9 protein-coding genes and 2 pseudogenes are annotated in these 12,296 nt (G+C 61.1%); 2 read left to right on the forward strand and 9 right to left on the reverse strand.

The window, feature by feature from the left end:
• Positions 1 to 367 precede the first annotated feature (367 nt).
• Entirely contained in the window at positions 368 to 1,996 is a 1,629-nt protein-coding gene (locus L1080_RS33280) for a flavin-containing monooxygenase (protein WP_250775575.1), read from the reverse strand.
• A 48-nt stretch (positions 1,997 to 2,044) separates the two neighbouring features.
• The gene (locus L1080_RS33285) at positions 2,045 to 2,971 is read right to left on the reverse strand and encodes an alpha/beta hydrolase (RefSeq protein WP_250775573.1); all 927 of its coding nucleotides are present in this window, start codon (positions 2,969 to 2,971) and stop codon (positions 2,045 to 2,047) included.
• Positions 2,972 to 3,558: 587 nt separating this feature from the next.
• Between L1080_RS33285 and L1080_RS33290 the strand changes: the two are divergent.
• Positions 3,559 to 4,064, forward strand: a pseudogene (locus tag L1080_RS33290) (IS110 family transposase); the annotation flags it as partial.
• Between the two features lie 374 nt (positions 4,065 to 4,438).
• Here the strand turns inward: L1080_RS33290 and L1080_RS33295 are convergent.
• The 4 genes from L1080_RS33295 to L1080_RS33310 all read right to left on the reverse strand — a co-directional run bounded on the left by L1080_RS33295 (position 4,439) and on the right by L1080_RS33310 (position 8,542).
• A complete protein-coding gene (locus L1080_RS33295; RefSeq protein WP_250775571.1) occupies positions 4,439 to 5,320 on the reverse strand; it encodes an SDR family oxidoreductase in 882 nt (293 codons plus the stop codon).
• 27 nt (positions 5,321 to 5,347) lie between these two features.
• Positions 5,348 to 6,151: an enoyl-CoA hydratase/isomerase family protein gene (locus tag L1080_RS33300; RefSeq protein WP_250775569.1), complete on the reverse strand. Its 804-nt coding sequence runs from the start codon at positions 6,149 to 6,151 to the stop codon at positions 5,348 to 5,350.
• 218 nt (positions 6,152 to 6,369) lie between these two features.
• Positions 6,370 to 6,663, reverse strand: coding sequence for a hypothetical protein (locus tag L1080_RS33305; protein WP_250775567.1), 294 nt, complete (start codon positions 6,661 to 6,663; stop codon positions 6,370 to 6,372).
• Positions 6,664 to 7,171: 508 nt separating this feature from the next.
• Positions 7,172 to 8,542: an NAD-dependent succinate-semialdehyde dehydrogenase gene (locus L1080_RS33310; protein ID WP_250775565.1), complete on the reverse strand. Its 1,371-nt coding sequence runs from the start codon at positions 8,540 to 8,542 to the stop codon at positions 7,172 to 7,174.
• A gap of 232 nt (positions 8,543 to 8,774) precedes the next feature.
• Here L1080_RS33310 and L1080_RS33315 point away from each other — a divergent pair, with 232 nt between their 5' ends.
• On the forward strand, positions 8,775 to 9,857 hold the full coding sequence (locus L1080_RS33315) for an alcohol dehydrogenase (protein WP_250775563.1): 1,083 nt from the start codon (positions 8,775 to 8,777) through the stop codon (positions 9,855 to 9,857).
• Positions 9,858 to 9,882: 25 nt separating this feature from the next.
• Here the strand turns inward: L1080_RS33315 and L1080_RS33320 are convergent.
• From L1080_RS33320 to L1080_RS33330, 3 genes and pseudogenes are all read right to left on the reverse strand, one after another.
• Positions 9,883 to 10,188 (reverse strand): annotated as a pseudogene (locus L1080_RS33320) (IS256 family transposase); the annotation flags it as partial.
• 144 nt (positions 10,189 to 10,332) lie between these two features.
• Positions 10,333 to 11,004, reverse strand: coding sequence for a trimeric intracellular cation channel family protein (locus tag L1080_RS33325; RefSeq protein ID WP_459032627.1), 672 nt, complete (start codon positions 11,002 to 11,004; stop codon positions 10,333 to 10,335).
• A complete protein-coding gene (locus tag L1080_RS33330) occupies positions 10,986 to 11,516 on the reverse strand; it encodes a hypothetical protein (RefSeq protein ID WP_250775551.1) in 531 nt (176 codons plus the stop codon). Before L1080_RS33330 ends, L1080_RS33325 begins: the two co-directional genes overlap by 19 nt.
• Between the last annotated feature and the right edge of the window lie 780 nt (positions 11,517 to 12,296).

The following is a 12,296-nucleotide window of genomic DNA, read 5'->3' on the forward strand; positions in this document are numbered from 1 at the left end:
GTCACAAACGTTAGACGAACGCTCGTCCGTTTGTCCATCTGGTTGAGCCAATTCTCTTCAGGTGAATCGTGTTTGTAGTAGGGGTTTTTCACCAAAGAAATGTCTGGTCAGCGAGACCTGTAGCTCGATGAATGCATCCGCTGATTGCGAACTGCGCAAGCACGACGAGTAGCCCGAGAAGTCGTGACCGGTTCGGATATCGACTGCCGACGCCATCTATCATCGCGATACTTCAGTTCTTGCGAAAACACCTTATCCGCCCGGCATTTAACTATCTAGAATTCGGTTGTCGACTCGTGGCACATTCGCCTCGACCGGCCACCGGAATAACCCGATGGCCGGTCCAGCCTCGCCGGCGGCGAGTGAATCAGCCCTGGTGTGCGAGCGCCTCGGTCCTCATATCGAAGCCCTCGTAGCCGTTCGAGGCAACCTCTGCGAGTTTGGCGCGATAGTTGCCCAACCCCGCGAGGTAGAACATCACCGTGTTCGTCTTGCCGGGAATATTCGCCCCGAAGATCCACGATTGGGCCTTGGGGAACAGGGTTAGGTCGGCGATTTCTCGACACGTCTGCGTCCAGGAATCTTCTGCTTCCCGGGTGGGCTCGACCGTGAGTACCGTCCCGCTCTCCGCGTTGCCGATCAGATTGGTGATCCACTCAACCTGAGCCTCGATGCTCGGTGGCAGGTTGGTGAAAGGACCATTGGGTCCGAGAATCATGAACATGTTGGGGAAGCCGGTAGTCGAGACCCCAAGGTAGCTGGCAGGCCCGGCCTGCCAGTGCGAGTTGATCGACTCCCCCTCCCGACCACGGATGTCCATGCGAGTGTAATTGCCATCGACGGCATCGAATCCGGTCGCAAAAACCAGCACGTCGAGCTCGTGTTCGATCCCATCCTCGGTCCGGATGCCCTTGGGGATCATTTCCACGATCGGCGTTTCCTTGACAGAAACGAGCGATACGTTGTCGCGATTGAACGTCGCATAGTAGCCAGAGTCGCAGATGGGACGCTTCGCGTACAGATCAGTCGGGGTCAGCTTCCGGGCAGTCTCGGGATCCTCGACGATCTCGGCGATCTTGCTGCGGATGAACGAAGCGGCAGCCTCATTCGCGGCCGGATCGGTCGCGACATCACAGAAGGTGCCGAACATGAATCGGAAGCCGCCGCCGATGTCCCAAGATTCCTGGAATACCTTCCTGCATTCCTCCTCGGACACGCTCATCGCGGGGACGCTGCTCTCTTGGAATCCGAACGCCACCGACGAAGAACGGACATCGTCCCAAATTTTGTCGTAGTTGGCCTTGAGGGCCTCTAGGACCTCGCCGGCGAGCGGCCCATTGCCTGCCGGAACACTGTACTGCGGCGACCGCTGGAAGACCGTCAGGTGTTCGACCTGCGGGGCGAGCGCGGTAATGAGTTGGATTCCGGTGGAACCGGTTCCGATCACGCCGACCCGCTTGCCGGTGAAGTCATGGGTCTCGGGCCAGGCTCCGGAGTGGTACAGCTCTCCTTCGAACAAGTCCCTGCCCTTGAGGTTCGGCAGATTAATCGCCGACAGCAGCCCCAGCGCTGTGACTAGGTATTTCGCCGTGAACGTCTCACCGGTGTCCGTACGGACGCCCCATACGCCGCGCGACTCGTCGAAGTGCGCGGATTCGACGCCGGTGTTCAGTTGGATGTCCTGGGCCAGGTCGTAACGGTCGACAACGCCTTCCAGGTAGGCCAGGATCTCCGGCTGCGTCAGATACCGGGTCTTCCACTCCGATTCCTGCAACAGTTCCCTGTCGAAGGAATAGCGGTACACGAATCCTTCGGTATCGGACAGCGCACCGGGGTACCGATTCCAATACCAAGTCCCGCCGACACCTCCCGCCCTGTCGAAGGCACGGGCCGAGAGCCCAAGTTCGTTGCGGAGCTTGTGCAGCATGTAGATGCCGCCGAATCCGGCGCCGATGACGATGGCGTCATAGTCGCTTCGGACATTTGGGTCAGTCATGGGTGAACTCCTTGCAGTGCGGGGAGCGGGAAGGGAACAGGAAGGGGGTCACTTGCAGTACCACTCGGCGATGCGATTGATCTCGTCGTCGGCCTCGAGCGCGCGACCGGCCAAGAAGGGAAAGACGTGCTGCATCCCCTCAACGACCGACAGCGTGACGTCGACTCCTGCTGCACTCGCCCTGTCGGCGAGCCGAGTGGCGTTGTCGAGCAGCGCTTCGACGGAACCGGCGTTGATGTACAGACGGGGAAATTCTGTGAAGTCTGCGTAGAGGGGGTTTGCCAACGGCTCGTCGGGACGCACGGAATCGCCGAGAACGCCGGCGATCATTCCTTCGAGCAGCGGTACGGTGATCAGGGCATCGGTATCGTTATTCGACGTAAGGGTTTCGCCTTTGTTCTCCATGTCGAGCCACGGCGAGAAGGCGATGACCTGTCCAGGCAGAGGACGGCCCAGTTTCCGCAGTGCAAGCGGAATACCCACGGCGAGATTTCCGCCGGCCGAGTCACCGATCGTCGTGATGTCGCCAGGATCGATCCCCGCATCGACGAGTGCTTCGAATACGGCCACGCCGTCCTCGAGCTGAGCCGGGTGGGGATGCTCCGGGGCGCGTCGATACTCAAGAACGAATACAGTTGCACCAAGGGCTTTGGCGACGTGCCCAGCGAGCTTGCGATGGCTTGAGGCAGACCCCACAGAGAATCCGCCGCCGTGGGTGTACATCAGGACTTTTGATCGATCCGCACCGACCGGCAACGCCCAGATCCCGGGGATGCCACCGAGGGTGTCATCCTTATAGGTGACCCCCTCAGGCTCTCGCGTCGGCTGATGCCACTCGTCGAAAATGCTACGGAAGAGCCGAGTCGTCAGACCTTTTGTGTTGTTAAGGATCTGATCCCAGTCGGCGTAGAGGTTCCGCAGCAAGTCCGACTCCGGAGAGTTCACCTTCGGCGGATTCTCGGAACTGATCGACATCTCGATTCTCCTATTCGCTTTCTTCGGGGCTTCTCGCAACCGGATTGGTGAGAAGCGCGTGGACTGCACTCACCGTGCGCCCGGATTGGTTCACGTAGTTGTTCCGATATGAAACGCAGATCGGCGCATTACGCTGCGGGACTGCCTTGGTCGCGCGAAGGCTACGAATTGCCCTTCCGCGCACAGTCCTGATCGGATTCATATTGGGATCTCGTCGAGCCCGTACCGGCCGAGCTCGCGTCCGACGCCGGAGCATTTGCCCCGTTACCGTCTTCGCCGGTCGGCGGTCGCCATGTTCGGTAAGACTTCTTACCCCTGCTTCTCGAATGATCCGGGGGGTCGCCGAGCCTGGTGGCGTCTATGGACGGCTGACAGGGACAGGGCAACCGGAAACTGCAGTAGGTCTCCTCGGTGTCGGATAACGATGGAAGGATCGGGCGACCGGATGGGTTGGGCGTGAACTGCTGAATGGACACGGTGACGGCGTGTTTTGCGGCATCGATGTGGGAGGATGCGGCCTTCGACGGCTTGGCCGCCCACGGACCGGACTCGGGATCGCCCCACGGACCGGTCCTCGGGATCATCCCCACGGACCGGTCCTCGTGATCGTGGATGAACCCAACACGATCGGCGCCCTGCCGGTCGCTCGCCCGCGCCTGCGGACATGAAGTTGCCTACCTGCCGGGGCTGTCAATGCGCCGCATCGCCGACCTGCACCCCAGGCAGGCGTAAACCGATGCCCGCAAATGCCCGCGACGCATTCATCATCGCCTTTCGCCGCACGGCCCTGCCCCACACCCTGCGCCGCGTCGACACCCGAGACGCGGCCCCGATCGAACTCGAGGTCCTCGTCGGCTTCGACGACGACCTCGCCGGCGAAGCACCTGCATCATTTGCCGGATCCGCGGACTGCTCACTTCCGTCCACCCAAACCTCGAACGGGTCCTCGGTCCCCGCTTTACCCACCCCGCCGTCCTCGAGGTCCTCCCGCCCTGCGGCGGACCCGCCGGGATCCGACAGCCGGTAAACGCAAACTCGCCACGATCGCGGTCAAGCACGCCCCCGGATGGGCGCCCGCCTCGCCACCGAGATCGAACCGCGAACGTCCTATGCAGGTGCCGTTGCAGTGCATACCTGTCCCTCGCCTGCCCGCCGCGCCGCGAAGAACCAGGGGAACAACCCGACCCGAGAGGTTGGGCGATGTCCAATGCCTCGCTTCCATGCACCGCCACTCGAACCACACTCAACGCGCCACAAACAGTCGATCGGTGCATTCAAGCTTCAAACCACGTGAGAGGGCTACCGGCGAGGACACCACGATCCTCGCTGATACGTACGTGCAGCTGAACCTCGGTCCTGCGGCGGAGTTCAAGCGCTGACCGCCGATCTGTTGACGCGACTGACCAGCAAGACAGGGCCGACGCGAGAACGACCCCGAGCGCGGGCGTCCGCAGATGGGTTGACGAATCAAACTTGCCGGGATATTGACATGGAAACAGGTCGCCCAGCCTTCTCCTTCTGGTCCGGATAGCCGTCGATCAGGATATCCGGGCTCAGTTCGGCCGCTGGGTCGATGGCGTAGCCGGACAAATCCTCTATTCCTTCGGCGTGTAACACCTCGTCGTCAATCAGCGTTCGCGCCGTGAAGTTCCGGCCGTCTTTCGTCACGACGGCATAGGCGGCATCGGCCATGATCTCGGGCCTGCGGCTACGTAGATAGTCCTCGTGGTAGTGCACGCGCACCGCGTCGGTAGCGATCATCGTGCGGGGCCACAGCGTATTCGATCCGACGCCATCGGCACGGAACTCCTCGGCGAAACCGAGCGCGCACATCGTCATCCCGTACTTCGAGATCGCATAGGCGAGATAGCGCCCGTACCAGTGTGGCGTAGTTGCGATCGGAGGCGACAAGGTCAAAATGTGGGGATTTTGCGCCCTCAACAGATGCGGGATCGCATGCTGTCCGCATAGATAGGTGCCGCGCGTGTTGATCGTTTGCAACAGGTCATAGCGGTGCGCCGGGGTGTCGAACAGCCTGGTAGGACTAATCGCGCTAGCGTTGTTTACCAGAATGTCGATTCCACCATAGACGGTGGCAGTATGTTCGATGGCGCCACGGATTGCCTCCTCCTCGCGCACATCAACTTGCAACGGTAGTGCCTGACCGCCCGCCTCTTCGATTTCACGCGCGACGGTATGGATTGTGCCCGGAAGCGTCGGGTGCGGGTCCGAAGTCTTGGCCGCGAGGGCGATGCGAGCCCCCTCGCGCGCGAACCGTAGCGCGATCGCGCGGCCGATACCGCGGCTGCCCCCAGTCATGAAGACTACTTTGTCCTGGAGCTTGCTCATCTCGTTGTCCTTACTCATGTGGGTGTCCTACTCGAAGTTCGGAGTTCGCCGCGCGACGAACGCCGTCACGCCTTCGCTGAAGTCCGCGCCGGCCGCCAGCGCACAGAACCCCTCCATCTCGCGCGAGAGCTGCTCTTCGAAGGAGGCGGTAGGAGCGGCATTGACCAGCCGCTTGACGCATGCGTTCGAGGCGCGGGAGTTACGGGCGAGAACGCCACAGAACGACGTAGCTTCGGCGTCCAGCGCGGCGTCGGCAACAACCCGATTGACCAGGCCGAGCGAACGTGCCTCTGACGCCATGAAGGTCTCGCCTACCAGCATCAGCTCCAGCGCCTTGCGCGGGCCGAGGATGCGAGACAGCAGAAGCGACATGCCCCCGTCCGGCGAGGCTCCGATTTTGCGGTAAGCCGTGGCGAACTTGGCCCCCTCCCCCGCGATTACGAAGTCGCAAGCGAGGGCCAGTGACAGCCCACCGCCCGCGACGGCGCCGTGAACCACGGCCACCACAGGCTGGGGCAGATCTCGAAAGGCCAGAATCGTCGCATGGAAATCGGCAATCACGTCACGGATGTAGCGCCCTACGGTCTCGAGCTGGCTGAGGAACATTGACATGTCCCCTCCTGCGCAAAACTGCCGCCCGCGCCCGCGCAGAACGACGACGCGGATATCCGCGCGTGCCCCGATGTCATAGACGATGCGCCGCAACTCGCGGACCATTTCGAGGTCGATCGAATTGGCCGCGTGTGGTCGGTTCAACCAGATCGTTGCGACGCTCGCCTCGACCTCAAGTTGGACCACCTCTCTGGCGACAGATGTAGCTGCTCCCTGCATCTAATATTCCTTTCCCTCTACGGCCCATGGGACGTCTTGAACCGGCGGCGTCGACTACGGATTAAGGCATGCAATAGGACGCGGGCGCCCCCGAATTACCGCGCAGTCGCCTCTAAATTCATTCGATAAACGGTCGCGTGATGCGGCCCCCTAGTGCGCCGTGGTGCAAGTAGTTGGACGGTCAAGTTGTCGCGAGAGACTAGAACATTCGGTCACACCTAATGCCTGGCCGAATCGGTGGGGTGCGGATATACGCTCTCGAGAATGCGTATCTCGTCTTGGACACAGTTCGATTCAGAAATGACCTGCCACAATCGCTCGATGAATCGGCGCATTTTCATTCCGAAGTGGACAAGGATCTCCTCCTCGGTGACGCCCCCGAAAGGTGCCCACATGCTGGCAAACTCAATGAGACGCTCCGCCTCGGGGTCAGGATGTTTGCGTTTGCGGTTGACTCCGAGCGACGCGGCTCGACGCCTTTGGCGCAACTGGCGATACTCACGAGAGTTCATGGGAATTCACACCTCCAATGTCCGGACAGCCGAATCCTGAAAGTTTGGAACCGTTGCTGCATGCGATGGAAATACGCAGAGTACCAGTCGCTCTCGACTGTCAAACTACTTATGCCACGCCGCACTAGATGGCACCTGTGGGGTATTTGAAATCAATCGTCGAGGACGTCTCCGCGTGTGCGCGGCTCACTCGAATTCCTCACCCTACCTGGGTAATTGATGAGACGGCGGGTTCGCGCCATTCCAGTCGGTATCGTGGGCGACTTCGTGCATCCAGTAGATGCAATCTACTTAGGTGCGTTGAACTTTACGAAACCAAGGCGACAGGGTTTCAGATCTTCTTCCCCGGATAGCTAGACATTAGGTTGGGTTTCACCATTGCTAGCCCGGCCTGGCACCACAACTCGTCGGGCGGAGGCATTGACTCACCCTGGAGTGTTAGTGATGAGGCCTTCAATCTCCTTGGGCTTCTGCGCAAGGTCACGCAGAGGGGTTTCAAGTCTGTGTTTCAGCGCAGAGTCCTGATCAGCTTCTTGTTGGAGAACTCGTCGAACCCGTACCGGCCGAGCTCGCGTCCGACGCCGGAGCGTTTGACCCCGCCGAACGGTAGATCCGGGGCGCTCTTGCTGGTGCCGTTGATCCAAGCCATACCCACTTCGAGTCGTTCGGCGACACGACGGCCCTGCTCAGGGTCGGAGGTGAAGATCGCGGCGCCGAGACCAAATGGAGATTCGTTGGCCAGAGTGATTGCCTCCTCCTCCGACGCGACACGGTAGACCACCGCGACGGGCCCGAATAATTCTTCGCTGTGGGCGCGCATCTCCGAGGTCACATCAATAAGTACCGTCGCCTCATAAAATGCATCGGACTTGCCGCGACGCCCACCCGTCAGCACTCGCGCGCCCTTGGCAACCGCATCCTCCACCTGCTCGGCGAGCTCATTGACCGCTCCGGAGGAGGACAACGGTCCGAACGCCGTCGCGGGGTCGGACGGATCTCCAGGCACTATGCGGCGCATCGCCTCCGTGAACGCATCGAGGAACCTCTCATAGACGCCATCGACCACGATGAATCGCTTCGACGCCGTGCAAGCCTGCCCCCCGTTGGTCATCCGGTTGTTCACAGCGGCGGCCACGGTGGCATCCAGGTCGGAGTCGTCTAGTACCAGGAACGGGTCGGATCCGCCGAGCTCAAGGACAACCTTCTTCATGTGCCGTCCAGCAATCTCGCCGACTGCCGCCCCGGCTCGTTCGGACCCCGTCAGCGATACTCCCTGGACCCGCGGATCCGAGATCATCTTTGCCACCTGTGCATTGTCAGCAAAGACGTTGACGTACACCCCTTGGGGCAGTCCGGCCTCTACAAACAGCGCTTCGATTGCCAGGGCCGCCTGTGGGCAGTTGGAGGCATGTTTGACCAACACCGTGTTGCCCAGCATCAGGTTCGGCGCGGCGAACCGCACTACCTGATAGTAAGGGTAGTTCCACGGCATGATCCCGACCAGTGGACCTATCGGTTCCGTCCGCACCACCGCCGTACCACCACCGGCAATGCGCAGCACCTCTTCGTCCAGGAACGCCGATCCGTTCTCGGCATAGTATTCAATAATGTTGGCACACAGACCAACCTCACCGCGCGCCTGAGTGATAGGTTTTCCCATCTCCATGGTCAGGATCGAGGCGAGCTCGTCGGCACGCTCACGCCACACCTTCACCACAGTCCGGAGCATGTCGGACCGCTCCTGCGGCGAGCTCGTACGCCACTGCCGGTACGCGACATCGGAACGGGCAACCGCAGAGTCGATCTCGCAGTCGGTAGCTCGGGCGAACTCATGCAGGCACTCACCGGTCACAGGATTCGTGGTGACGTAGTTACTCATCAGTTCCTCGATTCACTCATACGCTTGGCCACCGCCAGCAGCACCTCGGCGTGCTGGCCGCTCCTACATTCGGTCACCGGTGAACGCGTTGGTTGTACCGAAGTGGAACAACCGACAGCGCGAGCCGTCGACCACTATGGGGTGACATTCGGACCGTCCGATGTCCCAGCCAGCGGATTCCGCTGCGGTTCCGTGCCGGTTGCATACCGCGCGGAACGTCCGGGTTACACACTTGAAGGAGCGAGGGGTGCGTGCATTCGCTATTGCCGAAGAGGGCTCCGGTGTCACGGAGATCGACCTGCCGACGTCCCGGCCGCTCGGCAACGAAGTGCTGTTGAGGGTGATCCGTTCCGGGGTATGCCATACCGACACCCATCTGCGAGAAGGCGGATACGACCTGGGGAGCAGAGGCACGATGCGTTTGATCGACCGCGGGATCAGATACCCACTCGTCATGGGACATGAAGTGGTCGGCGTGGTCGAGCAGGTTGGAGAGAACGTTCACGGGCTCATGGTTGGTGACGTGCGACTTGTATACCCATGGATCGGGTGCGGGAAGTGCCACCACTGCCAGGCCGACCGGGACAACTATTGCCCGAACGGGCAGAATCTCGGGGTGGCACGGCCTGGTGGATACGCCGACCACATCGTCGTTCCCGATGCGAAGTACCTGATCGACGTCACCGGGCTCGACCTGTCGTGGGCAGCGACCCTTTCATGCTCGGGCTTAACAGCCTATAGCGCAGTTAACAGAGTCCTCCCTCTACCAGCCGCGGAACCGATTGTCGTGATCGGCGCCGGAGGGGTCGGCCTCACCGCCATCGCCACGTTGAAGGCACTTGGCCACGAGGAAATCTGTGCTGTCGACGTATCCGAGCGAAATCTCCAGGTCGCGGTCAAGCTTGGCGCCACCAAGACCATCCAGTCAAGTAAGTCTGCGGCCATGCAGATCGTGAAAGCATGTGGTAGTCCTGTCACGGCTGTCATCGATTTCGTCAACAATGGCGACACCGGAACGGCGGCCTTCAACGCGCTACGCAAGGGCGGAAAGCTGGTGCAGGTAGGCCTGTTCGGTGGCGAACTCGTTGTACCCACCGCTCTGATGGCGCTGAAGATGCTGGAGCTGAGCGGAAGCTTCGTCGGAACTCTGGGGGAGCTTCGCGCCCTCATAGATCTAGCGAAAGCCGATGCACTGCCGAAAATTCCAATCTTCGAGCACAACCTGGACGCACTTTCGGTTAACGCGGCGCTGGACAGGCTTGTGCAGGGGGGCGTGCCCGGGAGGATCGTCCTCCGGGATCGGGAGTCTGCATAGAAGCGCCTCACTCCGGGAGGATGACGGCGAAGTGCACCCCTAGATCATAATCGCCGCCAGATCCAGCCCAGACAGATTCGCGCAGAGCAACTCGGACAGCGCTCTCGATCATCGAAACGTACTTGCGTGATGCGGCGAACTTGCTTGCTGCCGAGCAGATTTAGCTTATCTTGTGAACTATCGATTCGAGGCCGACCGGATATCGGCGGGTGGACAGGCCCTGGCGAGCATCTTCTCCATCGTCATCTTGCCCAAGGATCTCCGACGAGGTGAACAGCTCGTGGAATCTCAGGGCTGCGTCCACCGCAGAAGGTCGGTGACCGGTCACGGGATAGATCGGAAGTCGCAAAAGCTTCACCAATTGGGCGGCCGAACGCGAGTAGTCCTCCTCAGTACTTCCAAAAGGGGCCGAACACTCGGGGCAATGGATACGGACCCGCGGCGGCCGCTGCCGTAAAGTTATGTCGCTGTGCGGTTACATTCGTTTCGTCCGTTTGATTTCGAGCGAGCGCTGTTCCGGGAGTGTCCATCCGAACTTGACCGCGCAGAGCCGGAGCAAGGTAGTGACCACCGTGCAGAGGACTGCGGCGAGTACCGAAGTCCCGCCGCTGCAGACCGCGATGAGGAGAGCGATGGCGCCGGCGAAGGCGGCGGCCGCATACAGAGAGCCGACCTGCATCAACGCGATAGGGAGGCCTAGGAAGATGTCCCTCAGTGCTGAGCCGCCAACGGCTGCAGCGACACCGACGAACATCGATGGAATCGCGGGCATCCCACTTCCGAGGGCCTTTGTCATCCCTATTGCTGCGTAGAGTCCGACGGTGAGCGCATCGAGGGCGATCACCAGAGGGTCGAGGCGGGTGAAGAGGCGTTCGAGGAGCATTCCCGCCAGTGCAGCCACGACCGCCGTAGGCAGGTACCAGTTGTTGCTCAGGGCTGCGGGGACAACATTCAAGAAACCGTCCCGTAGCAGGCTTCCCCCGAGTCCGGTGAATGTCCCGACCAGGACTACTCCGAGGAGATCGATACGGCGATCGTGAAACTTCGCCGCGAACATCGCCCCTTGCATGGCCCCGACTGCGACTGCCGAAAGGTCCGCCCAGAGTGGAATGGTGAACAGGGTGACGCTCAGCGCTCGTCCTCCAATTCCGTCGCGGTTGAGGCGCGGGCCAACAGGGTGGACCGGCGCCGGCCGAAGCCGATCAGCAGTGCAGGCGGGGGAATTCGCGTCGAATCGGTGCTGATGACAACGGGCTGGCCGGTCTGGAGCGTGAGATTTACCAGAATGGCGACCAGGCTACCGGACAGCCCGACAACAGCGAGGACGGGCAGCGGATCGCTGGCGACGATGACCACTTCGAACAGCCTCCCTGCCTCCACCATGGCCCAATAGGAGATCGCGTGGACCACGCCGGCAATCAGCACTGCCAGGAAGGCGGCGCGGGCAATTGTGCGCTCAGGCTTCCGCGACCCATCCAGAAACACCGCCGCGACTTCAAACCTGATGAAGCCGATCAGGGCGAACCGAATGGCGATGCCGGGCGGACCGGAGGAGAAACGGCGCTGGTGGTGAACGCTGTGCCACTGATGCCGTCGGGGCGGCCTCAAGTGAGGATTGTGAGGTCCAGCAGTTCGTAGACCTGCGAGTTTCAGTTCCATGGCAGCCACCTTTCAAGTCGTGAGGGATTACCGTCGGTCGTGCCCTACAGCTTGGATGCGGGTGTACCTAACGCCACACGAACACTGCGGTGACCAGCCGTACTCTTCTATATATTGACCCACCACAATGCCTCCACCCCGTCACCTTCTCTACGAGTTTCTTTACAAGTTGCAAAGACACGACGAGCGACCCCGCTTGCCAGTTTTACTCGGGTTGCTGCCGGAGACGATTTTCTTCCTCATCTTCGCCCGAAAGACACCAACCGGGAATCGAATCGCGCGGTATGCGAGGCTAACGGCCCGGACCTCGCCGTCGACCGGCGCCACCAAGATCCGGATAGACCCCGAGGCGTTGATCGGTCCAAATCACTGGTTCGATATCACATGCCCCATCTGCGGAGACGGGCCCCTTCTCACTGGCGCGCTCGCTTAGAGCCCAGATCGGCGACCTCACCGAGGCGGTTCGGCGACGGCTCTTCACAGCCGGATGAATCCTGACGCCCCACCTCTATGCCTACGTGAGAGCAATGGTGCTTCCACCTCGCATCGACGTAGCTCCGGACCGTCGGAACGAATACTGCACGTTGCGAAACGACACCTCTACCAGTTGTTCAGGTGCCCGTAACACCGTGCTGCGCGGCGCTTCGAGGATGAAGGGATCTGGACGACAGTGTTCTGCGGCGTCGTACAGAGCAAGGACGACTGATCCTGGATGGGCTTGGGGGTCGACCGCCCTTGCGTCCCCGCGCGGTGGCGGCGAAACCGCCGCGAGTGTTAGCC

Source organism: Rhodococcus sp. MSC1_016, from assembly GCF_023667485.2.
GTDB lineage: Bacteria > Actinomycetota > Actinomycetes > Mycobacteriales > Mycobacteriaceae > Rhodococcus_F > Rhodococcus_F oxybenzonivorans.

What these genes read in the sequence shown, in the direction of transcription:
- L1080_RS33300 (WP_250775569.1), bottom strand. Translation starts at nt 6,151, where the DNA reads ATGCAGGGAGCAGCTACATCTGTCGCCAGAGAGGTGGTCCAACTTGAG.
- L1080_RS33310 (WP_250775565.1), bottom strand. Translation starts at nt 8,542, where the DNA reads ATGAGTAACTACGTCACCACGAATCCTGTGACCGGTGAGTGCCTGCAT.
- L1080_RS33295 (WP_250775571.1), bottom strand. Translation starts at nt 5,320, where the DNA reads ATGAGCAAGCTCCAGGACAAAGTAGTCTTCATGACTGGGGGCAGCCGC.
- L1080_RS33280 (WP_250775575.1), bottom strand. Translation starts at nt 1,996, where the DNA reads ATGACTGACCCAAATGTCCGAAGCGACTATGACGCCATCGTCATCGGC.
- L1080_RS33330 (WP_250775551.1), bottom strand. Translation starts at nt 11,516, where the DNA reads ATGGAACTGAAACTCGCAGGTCTACGAACTGCTGGACCTCACAATCCT.
- L1080_RS33305 (WP_250775567.1), bottom strand. Translation starts at nt 6,663, where the DNA reads ATGAACTCTCGTGAGTATCGCCAGTTGCGCCAAAGGCGTCGAGCCGCG.
- L1080_RS33285 (WP_250775573.1), bottom strand. Translation starts at nt 2,971, where the DNA reads ATGTCGATCAGTTCCGAGAATCCGCCGAAGGTGAACTCTCCGGAGTCG.